14 protein-coding genes are annotated in these 19,453 nt (G+C 65.5%); 10 read left to right on the top strand and 4 right to left on the bottom strand.

The window, feature by feature from the left end; all coding sequences use genetic code 11:
- Window positions 1-6: 6 nt before the first annotated feature.
- Entirely contained in the window at window positions 7-3,969 is a 3,963-nt protein-coding gene (locus FYJ44_RS03390) for a translocation/assembly module TamB domain-containing protein (protein WP_154509156.1), read from the bottom strand.
- Window positions 3,969-6,035: an autotransporter assembly complex protein TamA gene (locus tag FYJ44_RS03385; RefSeq protein ID WP_320860705.1), complete on the bottom strand. Its 2,067-nt coding sequence runs from the start codon at window positions 6,033-6,035 to the stop codon at window positions 3,969-3,971. Before FYJ44_RS03385 ends, FYJ44_RS03390 begins: the two co-directional genes overlap by 1 nt.
- Before the next feature lie 277 nt (window positions 6,036-6,312).
- Between FYJ44_RS03385 and FYJ44_RS03380 the strand changes: the two genes are divergently transcribed.
- The 7 genes from FYJ44_RS03380 (at window position 6,313) to FYJ44_RS03355 (ending at window position 11,774) form a co-directional block, all read left to right on the top strand.
- A complete protein-coding gene (locus FYJ44_RS03380; protein WP_154509152.1) occupies window positions 6,313-6,660 on the top strand; it encodes a DsrE family protein in 348 nt (115 codons plus the stop codon).
- 250 nt (window positions 6,661-6,910) lie between these two features.
- Window positions 6,911-7,813 carry a hydroxyethylthiazole kinase gene (thiM, locus tag FYJ44_RS03375; RefSeq protein ID WP_154509150.1) on the top strand — a complete coding sequence of 301 codons (903 nt, stop codon included), beginning with the start codon at window positions 6,911-6,913 and terminating at the stop codon, window positions 7,811-7,813.
- Window positions 7,814-8,049: 236 nt separating this feature from the next.
- Window positions 8,050-8,724 (top strand): TetR/AcrR family transcriptional regulator, encoded by a 675-nt coding sequence (locus tag FYJ44_RS03370; protein ID WP_154509148.1) that lies wholly within the window; start codon window positions 8,050-8,052, stop codon window positions 8,722-8,724.
- Window positions 8,721-9,677: an HlyD family secretion protein gene (locus tag FYJ44_RS03365; protein WP_154509146.1), complete on the top strand. Its 957-nt coding sequence runs from the start codon at window positions 8,721-8,723 to the stop codon at window positions 9,675-9,677. The genes FYJ44_RS03370 and FYJ44_RS03365 overlap by 4 nt, the downstream gene beginning before the upstream one ends.
- Complete coding sequence (locus FYJ44_RS03360; protein WP_308579147.1) at window positions 9,674-10,471, top strand: ABC transporter ATP-binding protein; 798 nt, start codon at window positions 9,674-9,676, stop codon at window positions 10,469-10,471. Before FYJ44_RS03365 ends, FYJ44_RS03360 begins: the two co-directional genes overlap by 4 nt.
- Complete coding sequence (locus tag FYJ44_RS14920; RefSeq protein WP_308579149.1) at window positions 10,471-10,638, top strand: hypothetical protein; 168 nt, start codon at window positions 10,471-10,473, stop codon at window positions 10,636-10,638. The genes FYJ44_RS03360 and FYJ44_RS14920 overlap by 1 nt, the downstream gene beginning before the upstream one ends.
- Window positions 10,635-11,774, top strand: coding sequence for an ABC transporter permease (locus FYJ44_RS03355; protein WP_154509144.1), 1,140 nt, complete (start codon window positions 10,635-10,637; stop codon window positions 11,772-11,774). Before FYJ44_RS14920 ends, FYJ44_RS03355 begins: the two co-directional genes overlap by 4 nt.
- Before the next feature lie 143 nt (window positions 11,775-11,917).
- Here FYJ44_RS03355 and typA read toward each other — a convergent pair whose 3' ends face one another.
- Together typA and FYJ44_RS03345 are read right to left on the bottom strand one after the other, a co-directional pair.
- Window positions 11,918-13,753: a translational GTPase TypA gene (gene typA / locus FYJ44_RS03350; protein WP_154509142.1), complete on the bottom strand. Its 1,836-nt coding sequence runs from the start codon at window positions 13,751-13,753 to the stop codon at window positions 11,918-11,920.
- A gap of 162 nt (window positions 13,754-13,915) precedes the next feature.
- Window positions 13,916-14,785: a purine-nucleoside phosphorylase gene (locus FYJ44_RS03345; RefSeq protein WP_154509140.1), complete on the bottom strand. Its 870-nt coding sequence runs from the start codon at window positions 14,783-14,785 to the stop codon at window positions 13,916-13,918.
- Window positions 14,786-14,976: 191 nt separating this feature from the next.
- Here FYJ44_RS03345 and FYJ44_RS03340 point away from each other — a divergent pair, with 191 nt between their 5' ends.
- From FYJ44_RS03340 to FYJ44_RS03330, 3 genes are read left to right on the top strand one after another with little or no spacing between them, the layout of a single operon-like run.
- Window positions 14,977-16,395, top strand: a complete 1,419-nt coding sequence (locus FYJ44_RS03340; protein WP_287701963.1) for a biotin carboxylase N-terminal domain-containing protein — start codon at window positions 14,977-14,979, stop codon at window positions 16,393-16,395.
- A gap of 19 nt (window positions 16,396-16,414) precedes the next feature.
- The gene (locus tag FYJ44_RS03335) at window positions 16,415-17,098 is read left to right on the top strand and encodes a DUF1847 domain-containing protein (protein WP_154509136.1); all 684 of its coding nucleotides are present in this window, start codon (window positions 16,415-16,417) and stop codon (window positions 17,096-17,098) included.
- Between the two features lie 17 nt (window positions 17,099-17,115).
- Window positions 17,116-19,365, top strand: coding sequence for an acetyl-CoA carboxylase carboxyl transferase subunit alpha/beta (locus FYJ44_RS03330; protein ID WP_154509134.1), 2,250 nt, complete (start codon window positions 17,116-17,118; stop codon window positions 19,363-19,365).
- Window positions 19,366-19,453 lie beyond the last annotated feature (88 nt).

Below are 19,453 nucleotides of genomic sequence, written 5' to 3'. Positions count from 1 at the left end.
GCCGGATCAGTAATTGTATTTCCAGCGCACGCCGCCCCAGGTGTCCTGCTGCTCGGTGCGGAGTTCCAGATTGATGCGCGGGGTCAATTCCAGCTGGATGATGAAAGCCGTGCTGTCCGGCTTCATGCCCTGCTGCACGCCCACGTAGATCAGGTCGCCGATATACTTGCCCATTTCCAGGGTGGTGCCTCCGGCGGTCTGGTCTCCGGGCTCTCCGGCGGCCCCGGTGGGCGACGTTCCCAGCCGCAGCACGTCCACGCCCAGAGCCTTGCGGGTGAAGTCGAACATGCCGCCCCCGCCCGAGCCGAAACCGGCCAGCTGGGCCACGGCCCCGGCCAGTTGCAGGGCTTCCAGGCGGCCCAGTTCATTGGTGCTGCGGCCGAAGAGAATCTGGGAAAGGATTTCATCCCTGGGCAGGCTGGGTTCACTGCTCAGGCTGAGCTTCATCTTGCTCACGGTGCCGGTGATGCTGATATGCGCCGTGAGGTTCGGCGTTTCATTGGTCAGCACGATATCCAGCAGCGGATTGCTCAGCGAGCCGCCGCCAAAGGTGATCACCCCGCGCGTGAGCGAGAAATTCTTGGTCAGAAAATCGAAATTGCCCTTCAGAGCGCGCAGTTCCCCGGTAATCACGGGCGCTGCCGGACTGCCGCCGACCAGCAGATTGGCCTGCCATTCGCTGGTCAGGCCGTGGCCTTCGACCATAAAGCGTCCCGGCGCGCGGATGCGCAGATTCAGGGAACCCTCGACTTCGGCGGGCGCGGCCGCCGGAGCGGCGGGGGGCGCGGCATTCGCCACGGCTTGCGGCGTTGCGGCGGCCTCCTCAATGGGCAACGTGGTGATGCTGCCGCCCACGGCCAGATTGTTGAGCAGGAGAGCGCCCTGATTGATGACGATTTCGCCGCGCACGTCCGGCGCGGTGGCGCTGCCCGTCACCTGCGCCTGGCCGGAAAGATTGATGCGCAGATCCCGGCGGCGCAGGGGTCGCAGATGGTCCAGAGCGGCCCGCAGGTCCAGGTGGCGGCCGTCCAGACCGCCGCCGCCCGCCAGACGCAGGCTGCCGCCCAGGCCGTCGGCGGCGGTGAGTTCCAGACGCATGCTTCCGGTCAGGGGGCTGCCCCCGCCTGCCGCGTCCGTCTCCCCCGCTCCAGCGTGCCGGACGTCCTCTTTTCCGGTTCTGGCCGCAGCCTGTTTCCCGTCCAGATCCAGACGCAGATTGATGTCCGTGAGCAGTACGCCCAGCAGCAAATCCTCGTAGCGGGCCTTGTTCACGCGCAGGCCGCCGGTCACGCGCGGCGCGGACAGGGTGCCGCCAAGGTCCAGATTCAGGGATATCCGGCCGTTGAGACGGCGGTCCGCCAGGGGCAGCAGGCTCCAGACAGGCCCCACGGCTCCTTCCCAGCGCACCTGTCCCGCCAGTCGCCCCTGCGGGGCGGGTTTGGGCAGGCCGTCCGGGCCGAAGAGCAGGGGCAGGCGCAGATTGAGGCGGGCCTCGCTGCCGCCCAAAGCCTTCACTGCCTGGGGGTCCAATTCCAGGCGGGCCGTCAGCGCGCTGCCCGCGCCGCCGTGCTCAATGCCGCCCGCCAGAGCCACATCCAGCGGAGCCAACGGACTGCCCGAGACGCGCAGACGCCGCACGCCCAGCCGGAAGTCCCCGCCGGGCCGGGCCGGGCTGCCGCTGAGGCGCACGCGGGCCTCGGCCGTGCCCAGAGGCAGGGCGGGCGCCAGAGCGCGCCAGGGCTCCAGGGCCAGACCCTCCAGCGTAACCCGCAAATCCAGTTTTTCCGGTGCAAGCGCGCCTTGCGCCTGCAACCTGCCCGAGGGAGACAAGGCCAGGTCCAGACCGGAGACGGCCAGTCCGGTCTCGCCGTAACGGATTTCCGCCTGACGCGCGGCGCGCAGGCCCAGAGAGCGCCCTGTACCGCTCCGCCCGTCCTTGAGGCCGTTCAAATGCAGATCCAGGCTTTGCAGCAGAATCTGGCCGGGCCGCCACTGGATGTTGAGATGACTGGCCACGCCGCCCGTGCTTTCCAGACTGAGGTCCAGCGGCCCCTGCAAGGGCCCCTTGGCCGACGCCCGCGCCGCCAGACGCAGGTCGCCCCGGTCCAGACCGGCGAGATCCAGCCGCGCCGTGAGGGCCGCCTGGCCGAAAAGATCCGTAAGCCGCAGTTCACCGTCCAGACCGTGCACGTGCAGCGCGTCGCCCTGCCCCTGAACGGGACTGAGGCTGAAACGGGGAATTTTCCAGCGCGCCAGGGCCTGCTGCGCGCCGGAGTCTGCACGCAGTTCCAGATCCAGCGCGGCCTCGCCGTCCAGGCGCCGGCCCGGCACAAAAGCGGACAGAGCCTGCCAGTCCGTCACGCGCAGTCCTATTTTGCCGTTCAGGGTGGGCAACCCGCCCGGCGCGAGCAAAGCCGTCACATCGCCCGCGCCTTCCAGACCCGCCGCACTCAGGCGCAGCTTGCGCAGACCGGCGGAAACAGTCTCAGACACGTTTGTCGGGCCGCCTTCCAATCCCTGTTTTGCGTCCGCCCCGTAAAAAAGCTCCGTGCTCAGACTGAGGGGCCGCTGATCCAGTCGGGCGCGCAGGTCCAGAAGCAGACGGGCCTCCTCGCGCGCGCCGTCCAGGCCCAGCGCCCCGCTCCAGGTCAGAGGCGCGCCCGTGAGCGACAGCAGCGTATCCTTGAGGACATGGCCGCCGTTCTGAATGTCCGCGCAAGCCAGACGCACTTCCACGTCGGGCCGCAGGAGCGCGCCTTTGGCGCTCACACTAAAGGACACAGGCGCGCGCAGCATGGCCAGCATGTCCTCAGCGCCCGCGACGGGGAGGGCTTCCTTTGCCGGGCCCTGCAGATTGACGGCCAGATTCAGGTCCAGAGGGCCGTCAGGCCAATCGCTGCCGCCGCTTTGCCACTGCCCCTGTCCCGTGGCCGTCAGACGGCCCGCCGCCAGATTCAGGCCGGTCAGGGCCAGATGCGCCGAAGATGCGGGCCCGCTCTCCGGTGCGGCCACGCCGCCTTCCAGACCGAGACTCAGGCGGGCTTCGGAACCCAGCAGATCAGGGGGCAGGCCGTCCACATTGAGCGCGGGGTTCCGCAAAAGCGCGTCCAGACGGCTGCTTACAGAAAAACCGGCGCCTTGGTCCGCCGTTTTCGCCGGACCGGCCTGGATTTCCAGGCTGGCTTCCGCCGCCGCGCAATCCAGGACGGACAGCGAGAACGGGGCCGCCTTCGCGCCGGACAGCCGCGCCCGCGCGTGCGCTTGCGCGCCGTTGCCGTCAGCCGCCAGCCCGGCCTCCAGGTCGGCCCGCAGGGGCTGTGGCCCGGAGGGCGCGGCCTTGTCCTCCGGCGTCGGGACAGCCGCGCCGCCCAGCAGTTCCGGCGGCAGCAGCGCGTTTTCCAGCGCCAGCGTATCCAGACGCACGGCCGGAAGCCAGCCGGGCAGATCATTCAGGGCGCGCGTCGCGTCGCCCAGCATCAGGCGCAGGAACTCCACGGTCAACGGAGGTTGCGGGGCGGACTCCGGACCGGGAGGCAGATCGGGCAGACGGGTCAGCGCCGGATTGACGCTGCGGACGGCCGTAATACGCACGGTGCCGGGCAGAGCGCGCCAATCCCAGTCAAAGCTGTTTTCCGGGGCGGTCAGCCAGACGCCGTGGGCGTCGGCGACTTCCAGGCCGAAGGAGCAGGCAAAGGGCAGCGGACCGGACAGACGGGTCAGACGCGCGCGCAGGCCGCTCTCCCGCAGGGAGCTTTCCAGCGTGGCGTTGACGGTTTCCAGCAGCCAGGCCTGGCCGCTATCGCTGCGCAGCACCCAGACCAGACCGGCCGACGCGGCCAGCAACAGGCCCAGCAGGCCCGCCAGAATGCGCCGCAACCAGCGGGTCCACCTTCCGGAGCGTCCGGAGCGCGGGGGCCGCGACGTTCCCGCCTCCCGGACCGTATGCTGTTCTTCGTTTATCCGCGCCATCAGAAGGACTGCCCTATGCTGATATAGACCTGTACCGGCGGATCGCCGTCAATGCGCCGCAAGGGCGCGGCCACGTCCAGGCGCACCGGCCCGATGGGCGTGTAGTAGCGCAGGCCCAGACCCGCGCCCCAATCCATATCCCCGATGATGCGCGGGAATTCGTCCGTGTAGACCATGCCGCCGTCCAGAAAGGGCACCAGGCCGATGTTTTCGGTTATCTTGAAGCGCGCCTCCAGATTGACGATCTGGTAGGAACGCCCGCCCAGCGGGTCATCCTCATTGTCGCGCGGCCCCAGAGCCTGATAGGCGTAGCCGCGCACCGAACCCGCGCCGCCCGCATAATAACGCATGCTGGACGGAATGTTGCGCAGCGCCGAGCCGGCCATGGCCCCGCCTTCCACCCGGCCCGCCAGCACCAGCCGGTCGTCGGGCCGCCCCGCCTTGTCGCGCAGGGGCGCGTAATAGACGCTGGCCGCCACGCTTCCGGCCATGGCGCTGAACGATTCCTGATAAAAGCCGGTAAAGGGCGTGAGCTTGATTTCCACTTCCGAGCCGCTGCTGGGATTGAGCACATTGTTGCGGCTGTCGCGCCGCAGGTTCGCGCGGGGGCTGACCACGCCGTAAGGGTGTTCGCTGTTTTCGTTATCCTTGAGGGAACCGCTTTCCACGAACAGGCTGATGCCGCCCCACCACTGGCGGGCAAGCCGCCGGTCCAGACCCGCCGAGGCGTTGCCGGCCATTTTGCGGTAGGCGCTGGTATCCTCGCGCAGGGCCGAGGCCGAGGCCAGCAGGCGCTGCTCCCGCACCAGAAAAGCCGGTTTTTCAAAGGCCGCCTTGATGCCCTGGATTTCCGTGGCCAGAGGGGCTGTGACCGTCAGCTTTTCGCCGTTGTGGAAAAGATTGCGGTGTTCCCAGGCCCCTTCCAGGCCCAGACCCGTGTCCGTATCATAGCGGGCGCTGCCGCTGATGGAGCGGAAAGGCGCTTCGGCCACGGTGATGTCCGCGGGCAGCACGGCCGCGCCGCCCTCTCCGCCGCTCTTTTCCAGATCAGCCTCAGCCGGGGCCGCCTCCACGGAGCGGAACAGGCCCAAACCGCGCAGGGTGTTGGCGTAATCCTCCAGCAGTTCGCTGTCCCACGGTTCCTCGCCCGGCGTCCAGGGAGTCAGGCGTTGCAGATATTCGGCATTGACTTCCTTTGCGCCTTGCACCCGGATGGTCCCCATAAGCGCGGGCGGGCCGGGCCGCACCAGGATGTCGGCATTGAGGGTACGCGCTTCATGGTTCAGGCTGTACCGGGCGTCGGCCACCTTGGCCAGGGGATAGCCCTCACGGCGCAACCGTTCCGGCAAAGCCTCCACGGCGGCCAGCATGGCGTCGGCGGTCACCGGCCGCCCCACCGTCACGCCGGGCAGCACGGGCGGAAAGGACGGCGGCGGCAACGTCTCCCGCTCCAGGCCCCAGAAGCCCGTCTCGCGGCTGCGGTTTTTGAAGGACTCCGGCACCTCGGGCGCGGGATCGTAACGCACGTCGGCCCGGCCCAGACTGTAACGCGGGCCCGGCTCCAGCAGCAGGGTCACGCGTACCGGCGAGACGGCCTCATCCAGGCTGAAAGAGGCCTTGCCGTCATAGTAACATTGAGAATGCAGCAGTTTCAACGCGCTTTCCGTATCGGCGCGGGCCCGGCGTTCCAGGGCCAGCAGGCTGTCCGGCGGTTCTTTGGCAAGCTGGGCGAGCTGGCTGGCGTCCTTCATCTTGCCCTCCAGCCCATTCTCGTCGGACGATTTGTCACGGACTTCAATGCGCAGGGTATAGGGTATGGGCGTGCCCTGCCAGGCCGGATCCGCTTCGCCGCCTGTTTCCGCCTGTTGGGCGTCCGCCGCCTGCGGACCGGCGTCGCCGCCCTTGGCCAGCAGACCACAGCCGCCCAGCCCCGGCAGCATGAACAGGGCCGCCAGCAGAAAAGCCCGCGCCGCAGACGGGGACAGAGGGAGGAAGAAAGAGCGGAAGGTGCTCCCGACGCAACGCCGCCCGCTGACGGCATGGAAAAAGCGGAAAAAAGAGAACACGGCAGAACGCATAGTGTATCGTATATACCCCCGAGTGTCAGCGGGCGCAAGCCGGACGCAGGCGGAGGAATACGGCACCGGCCCCAAAAGATGTTCGTCCGCATCAGGGCTTTGGGCGCAGGAATTTTCACCGGCCCGGAGGGATCACCTGAACGGGGCTTGTCGCCCGCACAGCATCCCGGTGAGGCACAACGCTCCGGCTTGGCAAAGCCGCTTCGCTTTGCTAGGCTGGGACATTACGCTCTGGCGTGAAATCCAAGCAACATCCGGAGAACATATGAACTACGATCTCTGCCTGCATATAGACAGCAACGACCCCGCCATGCTGCGTCTGGTGCTGAAAAACGCGGCCAATTACATCAAGGGCCTGCCCGGCGAAAATTTCCAGTTGGCCGTGGTGGCCAACGGACCGGCCGTGACCCTGTTCACCAACGAGCACGCGGACCTGCGCGAACTGGCCGCGCCGCTCTTGGCACATGGCGTGCGCGTCATGCTCTGCGCCAACGCCCTGGCGGATAACAGCATTGACGACAGTCGCCTCTGGCAGGGCTGCACGGTGGTGCCCGCCGGTCTGGTGGAAGTGGTGCGCCTGCAACGCGAGGGCTTTGCCTACATCAAACCGTAATGCCGCTTCCGGATAAAAATTTCCGTCATTTTTATCTCAAACAGGCATAGACGGCGAGGATGTGACCTCGGACGGCCTCGCCTTCCGGCGGTGTGGCGCAATCGCGGGCGCGCGGCCGACACGTAGCAATTGCATGGGCGCGGTTATTACGCGAAAACAGCGGAAGACCCATTGACTGAAAACTGAAAGCAAGGCCCCCGTTTCCGGCTCGCTGGACGGGGGCTCTCCTCTGCGGGCGGGAGAACGGGGAATGGAGAACTTCACGGAAATTTTGGGCGCCACGCGGCAAGCAACACCGCTCGTGCATTTCATCACAAACTACGTCACCGTCAACGACTGCGCCAACATCACCCTGGCCGCCGGAGGTTCGCCCATCATGGCCGACGACGCCAGGGAGGCCGGGCAGATCGCGGGCCTCTGCTCGGCTCTGGTGCTGAATATCGGCACCCTCAGCGAGCGCACGGTGCGGGCCATGCTCCTCGCCGGTCAGACAGCCAACCTTCTGGGCCGCCCCGTGATTCTTGACCCTGTGGGCGCGGGCGCCTCCGATTTCCGCAACGACACGGCCCTGCGCCTGTTGCGCGAGGTCCGCTGCGCTGTCATCAAAGGCAACAACGCCGAGATCAGTTTCCTGGCGGGCGGTCTGGCCGCCGCCAGAGGCGTGGATGCCGGTCCGGAAAACCTGGTCACGGAGGAAAATCTGGCGGAAAGCGCCCGTCGCGCGCAACAGCTGGCCGCGCTGACCGGCGCGGTCATCGTGATCAGCGGTCCCATCGACATTGTGGCGGACAGCCGGGAAGCCTGGGCCGTGCGCAACGGGCATCCCCTGATGGCGCGCATCACGGGCACGGGCTGCATGTCCGCGGCCGTGACCGGCGCGTTTCTGGGCGCGAATCCCTACGCGCCCCTGCAAGCCTGCGTCTGCGCCATGGCGGGCATGGGCGTCTGCGGGGAACTGGCCCATGAAAAACTGCTGGCCGTGGGCGGCGGCAACGGCACCTATCGTATGCTGCTGCTGGACGCCATGAGCCGACTGGATGAAGCCACGTTGAACGCGCGGGCCAGGGTGGACGGCTTTAGGCTCAGTCCTCATTCATCCCCCTGCTGCAACGCCGCCTTTTTCCATACAGCGGCGTTGCAAAGCAAAAATTGACCTTGCAGTGCGCTAGCCGTTGGGCAGCGGAGCTGCCTTACGGATAGCGACACCAGCGCTATGCCGATACAGCTTCAGCCAATTTCTGCTTTGCGCCTTGCTGCCTGAAAAATTCAGCTTTTTGTGATCGAGGGAGCAACGACGTTGCGTTCTTTTGCCTCTTGATCGCCTTCTCTGTTCGCGTGTCCGCAAATATCCGCTTGCTGTTAATTAACTAATTAGTTAATTAACAGCACATGAAGCAGACAGCAAAAAAATACGGCCCGCACGGACGGCCTCCGGCGGGCAAAAACGGCGACAAACGGGAGCATATCCTGGACAGCGCCCTGAATCTTTTTGCCGGACAGGGCATAGCCGGAACGACCATCGCCCAGGTGGCCAAGGCCGCCGGGGTCACCCCGGCCATGGTCCATTACTACTTCACCAACCGCGAAGGCCTGCTGGACGCTATTGTCGCCGAGCGTCTGGCCCCGGTCATCGCCTACATCTGGGCGGACATTTCGGAAAAAACCCTCAATGATCCGCGCCGCGTGGTGACGGAACTTGTGGACCGTCTGCTGGAAACCGTGGGGCGCATGCCCCAACTGCCCTTTCTCTGGAGCCGTGAAGTCCTGCATGCCGGAGGCTTGCTGCGCCGACGGGTCATGTCCCTCATTCCGGTGGAGCGCTTTGAAACATTGAGCCGCTATCTTTCCGGCGCGCAACGCGAGGGTCTGCTCAATGCCCGGGCCGCCCCCGCCCTGGTGTTCATTTCCGTCTTGGGCGTGATCATGCTGCCCCTTGCCGCGCAGGATATTCTCGGCAGGACGTCGGCCGGCTCCGCCCTGAACCGGGAGACGCTCAGACGGCACGTTCTCGCCCTGCTGCTGGACGGCCTGTGCCCGCAGCCGGAACCGGAGGCAAAACCATGACGCGGAAGACCATGGCGGCCCTGCTTGTTGTGTGCCTGCTTTCTCTGGCGGGCTGCGGCGATTCGGGACAGGGCGTTTTCCAGGGCTATGTGGAGGGAGAATACGTCTATCTGGCCTCGTCCCAGGCCGGACGGCTCGAAAGCCTGGCCGTGGAGCGCGGTTCCAGCGTGAGCGCCCGCAGTCTTTTGTTTGAGCTGGAAGCGGAATACGAGCGCCAAGTTCTGCGCCAGGCGGAAGAGGAAGAGCTTTCGGCACGGGCCCAGCTCAAGGACATGGAAACGGGCAAGCGGCCCGAGGAAGTCGCCATGGCCAGAGCGCAGCTTGAGCAGGCCCGGGCGGAAGCCGCCAACGCCGCCGCGCAGTTGCGCCGCAACGAAGTCCTGGCCCGGAGCGGGGGAGTTTCCAAAGCGAAGCTGGACGATTCCAGAGCCGCCGCCAGGACAAGCGCGGCCCGCGTGGTCGAGCTGGCCAGCCAGGTTGACGTCTACCGGCTGCCGGAACGGGAAAAAAGAATCGAGGCGCAGCGGGCCGCCGTGCGGGCGGCCGAAGCGCGCGTCGCCCAGGCCCGCTGGGACCTGGAGCAGAAACAACTGCGCGCGCCCGCGAGCGGCCTGGTTTACGACACCCTCTTCCGCGCGGGAGAGTGGGTGCCGGCCGGCAGCCCGGTGGTCCAGGTGCTGCCGCCGGGCAACGTGAAAATCCGCTTTTTCGTGCCCGAACCGCTGGTGGGCGGCCTGAAGACCGGCGGACAGGTGCTGGTGCGGGCGGACGGCCGACCGGAACCCTTTGCCGCCGCCGTCTCCTATGTGGCGTCCAATGCGGAATACACGCCGCCGGTCATCTACAGCAACGAGACGCGCTCCAAGCTGGTCTTCATGGTCGAGGCGCGGCCCGAACCGGGCATTGCCGCCGAACTGCATCCGGGGCAGCCCGTGAGCGTGAGCCTGCCATGACCGCGCGCTACGAAAATCCGGCTGATCCGGCGGGCTCGCCGGAGCTGGTCATCGACGTCAGAAACCTGAGCAAAAGCTTCGGTTCGAAAAAAGTCGTGGATGACGTCTCGCTTTCCGTCAGGCGCGGCGAGATCTACGGCTTTCTCGGCCCCAACGGCAGCGGCAAGACCACCTGCATCCGCCTGATGTGCGGGCTTCTGACGCCCGACTCCGGCAGCGGCGCCTGCCTGGGCTTTGACATTGTGCGGGAGAGCGAACGCATCAAGCGCCGCGTCGGCTACATGACGCAGCGCTTTTCCTTCTGGGAAGACCTGACCATCCGCGAAAACCTGGAATTCGTGGCCCGCCTTTTTGAAATGAAAGAACGCAAGGCCGCCGTGGACCGGGCCCTGGAAAACCTGGGCCTGCATGGGCGCTCGAACCAGCTCACCGGCACGCTTTCCGGCGGCTGGAAGCAGCGCCTGGCCCTGGCCGCCTGCATGCTGCACGCGCCGGACCTGCTCCTGCTCGACGAACCCACGGCCGGGGTGGACCCCACGGCCCGCCGCGATTTCTGGGAGGAACTGCACAGGCTGGCCGCACAAGGCATTTCCGTGCTGGTGAGCACGCATTATATGGACGAAGCCGAACGCTGCCACAAACTGGCCTATATCGCCTACGGCAAACTGCTGGTCAAGGGCACGCGCGGGAGATTGTCGCTTCGCAGCGACTCCACACCCTGTCCGTGTCCGGGGATGAGCTCAACGCGCTGTCCGCACGGCTGGAGGGCGCGCCCGGCGTCGAGCAGACCGTGATGTTCGGCAGCGCGCTGCACGTCAGCGGACGGGACGAGCAGGCCCTGCGCCGGGCCGTGGCCGCCGTTGCCGGGCAGCGGCGCGTGCAGGACGCGGAGACCAGCCTGGAGGATGTTTTTATCTACATGATGCGGCGCTCCCGGGACAACTTCGAGGCGGCCCGATGAACGGCGAACGCGTCTTTTCGCCCACGCGCTGGTGGGGCGTGGTGATCAAGGAATTTCTGCAGCTCAGGCGCGACCGTCTGACCTTCGGAATGATCGTGGGCCTGCCGATCATCCAGCTTTTGCTGTTCGGCTACGCCATCAACAGCGATCCCAAGCATCTGCCCACGGCGCTTGTGCTCGGCGAACAGAGCCGTTTTACGCGCAGTCTCGCGGCTGCCCTGGAGAATTCGGCCTATTATTCCATTGTGAAAAACCTGGACGAGAAAAGCGCGCGGCACGCCTTGGCCAGGGGGGACGTGCAGTTCGTGATCAGCGTGCCGTCCGACTTTTCCCGCCGCCTGCTGCGCGGCGAGCGTCCCGCCATCCTGGTGGAAGCCGACGCCACGGACCCCACGGCCACCGGCGGCGCGCTCGGCGCGGTGCAGGGCATCGCCCAGGCCGTGGCCGAAAAGGAACTGACCGGCGCGCTCGCGCATCTGCGGGCTTCTCCGGAGGCCTTTTCCATTCAGGCGCACCGGCTGTACAACCCGGAGGGACTCACCCACTACAATATCGTGCCGGGCCTGATGGGCGTGATCCTGACCATGACCACGGTGATGATGACCGGTCTGGCCATCACCAGGGAACGGGAGCGCGGGACCATGGAAAATCTGTTGTCCTCGCCGATCAGCCCCCTGGAAATCATGACCGGAAAGATCGTGCCCTACATCCTGATCGGCCACATCCAGATGGGCATCATCGTCGCCCTGGCCATGCTGCTGTTCAACGTCCCGTTCGCGGGCGACCCCCTGGCCCTGTATGTGGCCGCCCTGCTGTTCATCGCGGCCAACCTCACGGTGGGGGTCACGCTCTCGTCCTTTGCCAAAAACCAGCTTCAGGCCATGCAGATGACCATTTTCTATTTTCTGCCCAGCATGATGCTTTCCGGCTTCATGTTTCCCTTCGCCGGGATGCCCAAATGGGCCCAGGCCATCGGCAGCCTTCTGCCGCTGACCCATTTCAACCGCTCGGTGCGCGGCATCCTGCTCAAGGGCAACGGCTGGGCCGACCTCTGGCCTTCCCTGTGGCCTGTGGCGCTGTTCAGCGTCGTGGTCATGGCCGCCTGCGTGCGCTTCTTCCGCCGCACGCTTGATTAGAATATGCGCATGCTCCGGCGGGCCGTCTTGGCAAAACCCGCCGGCAAAAAAACGCCCCGCCGGGCATGCCGACAGGGCGTTGTGCTTGTATCCCGGCACGGCGTCCGGCAAAAGAGACAGCCGCCGCGTCCGGTCCCGACCGGTCAGGATTTGTTCTTGGCGGCCTTGCCCGCGATCTGGTAACGCCGCAGGGAGGACAGCTCGGCCTTGCGCAAACGGATGGACTGGGGCGTCACTTCCACCAGTTCATCCTCGCGCACGAAGTGCAGGGCGTGCTCCAGGGTCATCTTCTTCACCGGCGTAAGGATGACGTTTTCATCCTTGCCCGCGGCGCGCAGGTTGGTAAGCTTCTTTTCCTTGGTGGCGTTGACGTCAATGTCGTTGTCGCGGTTGTGCTCGCCCACGATCATGCCTTCGTAGACCGGGTCGCCGGGCTCCACAAAGAGCGTGCCGCGCGGCTCCAGGTTGAACAGGGCGTAGGCCACGCCCACGCCGGGCCGGTCAGCCACGATGGAGCCGGAAAAACGCGTGGGGAAGTCGCCGCGCCATTCCTCATAGCCCTCCAAGTAGGAGTTCATGATGCCCGTGCCCTTGGTGTCCGTGAGAAATTCGTCGCGGTAGCCGATCAGCCCGCGCGAGGGCACGGAAAACTCCAGGCGCACCCGGCCCGTGCCGTTGTTGGTGCAGTTGAGCATGCGGCCCTTGCGCTGGGCCAGCTTGTCCGTGACCACGCCCATGAAGGTTTCGTCGCAGTCCACATAGAGATGCTCGATGGGTTCCAGGGTCTTGCCGTTGGCGTCCTTTTTCAGAATCACTTCGGGCCGTCCCACGGACAGTTCAAAGCCCTCCCGGCGCATGGTCTCGATAAGAATGGCCATCTGGAATTCACCCCGGCCCTTGACCAGAAAGGCGTCGCGGTCCGCGGTCTCTTCCACGCGGATGGCCACGTTGCGCAGGCTTTCCTTGACCAGACGGTCCTGGATGGCCCGGCTCTGCACGATCTTGCCCTCGCGCCCGGCCAGGGGCGACGTGTTGATGCCGAAGCGCATGGCCACGGTGGGTTCGTCCACGCGGATGCGCGGCAGGGCGCGCGGGCTCTCGCGGGTGCAGATGGTGTCGCCGATGGTCACGTCCTCAATACCCGCCAGCACCACGATGTCGCCGGGCTGGGCCTCCTCCACCTCGGAAAGCTGCAAGCCGTCGTAAACCTGAAGCCGGGTGGCGCGCAGGGGCCGCGCCGCGCCGTCCTCGCCGATGCAGGCCAGGGATTCCTTGGCGAAAACCTTGCCGTGCATGATCCGGCCCACGGCCAGCCGCCCCAGATAATCCGAATAATCCAGATCGGCCACCAGCATCTGGAAGGGCTGTTCCGGATCGTAGGACGGGCCCGGCAGCCTGGTCAGAATGGTTTCAAACAGCGGGGACAAATTTTCCTGCGGATCGTCAATATTGTTCATGGCCACGCCCGCGCGGCCGATGGCGTAAAGCACGGGGAATTCCAGCTGCTCCTCGCTGGCCCCCAGGTCGATGAACAGATCATAGATTTCGTTGAGCACTTCCTGGGGCCGGGCGTCCTTGCGGTCGATCTTGTTGATGACCACCACCACGGGCAGACCGGCTTCCAGGGTTTTGCGCAGCACGAAACGGGTCTGCGGCAACGGGCCTTCCGAGGAATCCACCAGCAGAATGGCCCCGCTGGCCATGGACAGGGAACGTTCCACTTCCCCGCCGAAGTCCGCGTGGCCCGGCGTGTCGATGATGTTGATCTTCACGCCTTTCCAGCGCACGGCGCAGTTTTTGGCGGCAATGGTGATGCCGCGCTCGCGTTCCAGATCCATTTTGTCCATGACGCGGTCGTCCACGCGCTGGTCGGCGCGGAATACGCCGCTCTGCTTGAAAAGGGCGTCCACCAGCGTGGTCTTGCCGTGGTCGACGTGGGCGATGATGGCCACATTGCGGAGAGAATCATTCTGCTGCATGGGAAAAACCTTACATTAGAAAAGAATAACAACGGCGGACAAAACGGTCCGCCGTGGGAGCCGCGCAAGCGCCTTTGCGCCGACGCTCTGGAACATTGCGCAAATGAACGAAGACGATGATTTGCCGCATGCTCTGAAAGAACTTCGGTTTGTACGCATTTTTCAGAGTTTTGTCACCAAGGCCCGCAACAGCCGGGCCAGATTTTCGCCCGCGCGTCCGGCCACGGCGATGATCTCCGCCAGGGGCGCGGGCACCATGCAGTCCGGCAGGTTTTTGTTGGACAGGCAGGAAACGCCCAGCACCCGCATGCCCAGATGCCGCGCCGCGATGACCTCCAGCACGGTGCTCATGCCCACGGCGTCGGCCCCCCACTGGCGGTACATGCGCGTTTCGGCCGGGCTTTCCATCTCCGGCCCGTGCACGCCGATATAGACCCCGCGTTCCAGACGGATGCCCAGCGCCCCCGCCGTTTCCAAGGCCAGGGCCTGCAGGGCCGGGTCAAAGGGCGCGCTCATGTCCGGAAAGCGCTCGCCCCAGGCCGCGCAATTGGGGCCGGTCAGCGGCGACGCGCCGGTGTGGTTGATCTGGTCGGCCATGCACATCAGGGTTCCGGCCTCAAAGCACGGGTTCAGCGCTCCGGCGGCATTGGTGATGATCAGGGTTTTCACGCCCAGACCGGCCATGACCCGCACGCCCATACAGACTTCGGCCGGACTTCTGCCCTCGTACAAATGGCAGCGGCCCTGCTGGGCCAGCACCGGCACGCCGTTCAGGCGGCCCCGCACAAAGGCCCCCTGATGCGAATCCACGCCGGGCAGCGGGAAACCGGGCAGGTTCACGAAAGGCACGCGCACACACGACGCCCCCCCGGCCGCCGGGCCATTCGGGGAGCCGGTCAGCAGTTCGGCGGCCAGACCGGACAGTCCTGTGCCCAGAACCAGGCCCAGCAACGGCGCTTCTCCGGCCGCGGAAGCGGGCAGCGCGGCCCGTAACACATCAACGGCAAGCTGGACTTCTTGCGAATTTTGCATAAGATTATCTCTCGACTTCTGGTAAATTTTCGGGTCCGACAGCCCGCCCACTATAGCCCGCGCGTATCCCGCCCACAAGGGCGGCACGGGCATGACGCGAAGGGAAGAGCACTGTTCCCGGGGAGAGAGGCTTGAACAAAGTTCAGGACAGCAGCAAGAAGAAGGTCGCCGCCAAGGGCGCGGCCACGGAAATTCCGTTGAGCGACCACAAGGTTCTGGTGGCCAACCGGGGCGAAATCGCCATGCGCATCATGCGGGCCTGCCGCAAACTGGACGTGGCCTTCACGGCCGTGTACACGGCGGAGGACGCGGCTTCCGGCCATGTGCGCCTGGCCCGCGAGGAAGGCGGCGAAAAAAGCCTTTTCCAGGTCTCCTCCTACCACGACGCCAACGAGCTGATGGCCGTGGCCGACGAGGCGGGCTGCACCGCCGTGCATCCGGGCTACGGCTTTTTCGCCGAGGATTTCCGCTTTGCCCGCCGGGTCACCAAGCGCGACCGCAAGCTGATCTTCATCGGCCCCTCCTGGAAAATCATCCGCGAACTGGGCGACAAGATCAACACCAAGCGCCTGGCGCGCGGCCTGGGCGTGCCCACGGTGCCCGGCTCGGACCGCCCCATTTACGACGAGATGGAGGCCGAGCGCATCGCCAAGTCGGTCTTTGAATTTCAGGAACAACAGGGCATCCAGCGCCCCCTGGTGCTGGTCAAGGCCTCGGCCGGCGGCGGCGGCATGGGCATTGAGGAAGTCTACGACCCGGACCAGTTCCGTTCGGTCTACCGGCGCATCCGCAATTACGCCCTGCGCCAGTTCAAGGACGAAGGCGTGCTCATCGAGCAGCGCATCACGGATTTCAACCACCTGGAAGTGCAGATCGTTTCTGACCGCTCGGGCACGAATCCCGTACATTTCGGCACGCGCAACTGCTCCATCCAGTCCACAGGCCTGCAAAAACGCATCGAGGTCGCGCCCGGCTTCGCGCCGGACGAGTTGGAGTACACCTTCAACGCGGGCCGCGTGCTCACGGACATTGTGGACTACTCCCTGGCCATGGCCCGCAAGGTGGGCTACGACAACGTGGGCACCTGGGAATGGATCGTCACCCGCAAGGGCGAGCCCTTCCTTATGGAGGTTAACACCCGCATCCAGGTGGAAAACGGCGTTTCGGCCCGCATCTCGCGGGTGCACGGCAAGGAGGGCGTGGACCTCATCGCCGAGCAGGTCCGCATCGGTCTGGGCCAGCCGCTGGGCTACAGCCAGGCGGACATCGCCTCCGAGGGCGTGGGCATCGAGTACCGCCTCATCGCCGAAGACCCGGACAACAATTTCACGCCCTGGGTGGGCCGCATCGAGCACTTCCAGTGGAAAGACCAGCCCTGGCTGACCATGCTGACCCACGTGCCCCGCAACGAACCCTACGAAATTCCCACGGAATTCGACCCCAACCTAGCCCTGGCCATCATCTGGGGCAAGGACCTGGACGAGGTCAAGGCGCGCGGGCTGGAATTTCTGAACAACCTGCGCCTGGAAGGCCAGAACGGCGCGGGCGAGCCCCTCAAATCCAACGTGGATTTTCTGAAGGCCAATACCGGACGCATTCTGCGTTTTTAACCGCAACCGGATTTTCCGCATGCACGGCGCTTCTCCCCTGCCCCATTGCGCGGCCTGCCCTTTCAAACGTGAGGAAAGGCTCTGTTGCGTGCCCGGCGGCAAACATCCGCCGGACTGCCCTTCGGCGGCCCGGCAAGATCTGGTGGAGCAAAGCCGCCAGGCCTACGCCAGGCCGGACATCCGGCATTTCGCGCGCCAGGCCGCCAAAGTGGAACGGCACAGTTACGCCCGGCTGCCCAACGGCGGGCGCATGCCCTGCCGTCCCCGGATTCTTGAAATCGTGGCCTTCGCCAAGGCCATGGGCTATCAGCGCCTGGGCCTGCTTTTTTGCATCGGCCTGCGGCGCGAGGCCGCGGGCGCGGCGGAAATATTCAAGGCCCAGGGCCTGGAGGTTGCTTCCGTGATCTGCAAGGCGGGCGGCCTGTCCAAAAGCGAGCTGGACCTGACGGGCGAGGATCTGCTCAACCCGGAGCACCCGGAAAGCATGTGCAATCCGCTGCTCCAGGCCGAACTGATGAACCGGGCCCAGGTGGACTTCAACGTGCTGCTGGGCCTCTGCGTGGGACACGACACCCTGGCCCTGCGCCATCTGGAGGCCCCGGCCACGGTGCTGGCCGTCAAGGACCGCATGCTGGGCCATAACCCGCTGGCCGCTGTCCAGTGCAGCGACAGTTATTTCAACTACCTCAAGACACCGATGTAACCGGCGCACCCCAAATTATGGACAACAATATCGAAAAACGCATCCAGAGCCTGCGCGACAGACTGACCTACATGCAGGACATTTTCGCGGGCAAGCACAAGGACAACGCGGACCTGCTGGAAGAGCGGCTCTCGGCCTTCGCCGAACGCGCCCGTTCCGGCTCGCTCAACGATCCCTATGCGGAGCTGGCCACGGTCGAGGATCTGTTCGCCTATGTGGAGCGCCGGCTGGAAAGCGGCGTCATGCCCATGGACCGGGTGCGCATCGTGCGCCACCCCCAGCGCATCTGCCTGCGCGACATTCTGGAAAACGTCTACGACAACTTCACGGAAGTGGGCGGCCAGGACGAGCACAGTCTGGACCCCAGCATGCTCATCGCCCGGGCGGTGATCACCCGCCGCCGGGGCAAGAAGACCTACACCCAGTCGGTGATGGTCATCGGGCAGGAAAAGGGCCACGGCGCGGAATTCCGCAACGGCGGTTCGGTCAAGCCCTGGGGCAACGCCAAGGCCCTCCAGTACATGCGTGTGGCCGAAACCGAAGGCATCCCCATCCACGCCTATATCTTCACGCCCGGCTCCTTCCCCATTGAGGACTACCCCGGCGCGGCCCAGCAGATCGCCCGCAACATCTACGGCATGGCGGGCCTGCGTGTGCCCATTGTGGCAGTGATTTCCGAGGGCGGCTCCGGCGGGGCCGAGGCCATCGGCCTGGCCGACAAGCGCCTGATGCTCTCGCACGGCTATTATTCCGTCATTTCGCCGGAAGGGGCCGCGGCCATCGAAGGGCGGCTCAAGGCCGGGCAGCGCGCCACGCCCGAACTCATCGAGCACTGCGCCGAAAACCTGCACATCACGGCCCAGGACAATCTGCGCTTCGGCTACATCGACCGCATCGTGCAGGAACCGCCCCTGGGCGCGCGGCCCTGGCATTTCGACTTTTTCCGCCAGCTGCGCCAGGAGGTCATCCGGGCCACGGACGAGGTGGTCATCTCCACGCGCAAACTGCCCGGCTTCCGGGGCCTGGCGCTTTCGCGCCACCGCAATCCGGACGCCAACCTGGATGAGCTGCACATCCGCTGGGGCCTGTCCACGGCGGCCAAAAACCGTTTGCGCGACCGCCGCCAGCAGAAGTTCCTGCGTCTTTCGCGCCAGGCCGCGCGCGACCGCCGTCCCTTCCTGACCAAGACCGCCACCGCCTTCTGGGACTGGTTTTCCAAGCCTTGGGTCAGCTTCAAGTACGACTTCTACCGCAAGCACCAGCGGCAGATCCGCGGCTTCATGGAAGAAATGGACAACGAATGGGAAATGTTCAAGGGCCGCCTGTTCGCCCCCTGGCGCAAACTGACCCGCAATCTGCCCAGCCGGGCGGAGAACAAGGCCAGGGAACTCACCGCACTTTCGGCCTGGTCGGACGATTCGCGCCGCCACAAGTGGAACTACCTCTCGCCGCGCTACAAGATCGACCGCACCCTGACCTGCCCCAACAGCGCCTCCTACGGCTGCCTGGACCTCTGGGGCCCGGACCTGTTCGCGGAATTCGCGGGCGTGTGCAGCCACTGCGGCTACCACTTTCCCATGGAACCCGAATGGTACGTGAAAAACGTCTTTGATCCGGGCTCGGTCTTTGAATTCAACAGTGAAATCGAGGCGGGCAATCCTCTGGACTTCCCCGGTTTCGCCGAGCGCATCGCCGAAGCCCAGAAAAAAACCGGGGCCAAGAGCGGCTGCATGACCTTCGAGGCCCGCATCGACAACATCAAGATGGTGGTGGCCATGCTCATGGGCACCTTCCGGGGCGGCTCCGTGGGCGCGGCCGAAGGCTATAAATTCGTGGAAGCCGCGCAACGCGCCGCCAAGAAGCGTTACCCCTTCCTGGCCTACGTGCACGGCACGGCGGGCATCCGCATCCAGGAGGGCACCCACGGCGTAATCCAGATGCCGCGCTGCACCGTGGCCGTGCGCCGCTACATTGAATCCGGCGGTCTGTACATGGTGCTCTACGACACCAATTCCTTCGCCGGGCCGGTGGCCAGCTTCCTGGGCTGTTCGCCCTACCAGTTCGCGGTGCGCTCGTCCAATATCGGCTTCGCCGGGCCGGGCGTCATCAAGGAAACCACGGGCATGGACATTCCGCCCAAGTACCACCGCTCCTACCGCGCCCTGTCGCGCGGCCACATTCAGGGCATCTGGGACCGGCGGCAGATCAGGGCCAACCTCAAACAGGCCCTGCTTACCATCGGCGGCAGAAACTTGTATTATCGGTAGCATTGAATCGGGGGCTCCGCCCCCGCCCCCCGGCAGGGGCATGATGCCCCTGCACCCCCATTGCCGACATCGTGTTGCGCGGCAACAC

This window comes from Desulfovibrio porci (assembly GCF_009696265.1).
Lineage (GTDB): Bacteria > Desulfobacterota > Desulfovibrionia > Desulfovibrionales > Desulfovibrionaceae > Desulfovibrio > Desulfovibrio porci.
Note: the sequence above shows the minus strand (reverse complement) of the source record. Positions and strands in the feature narration are given on the sequence as shown.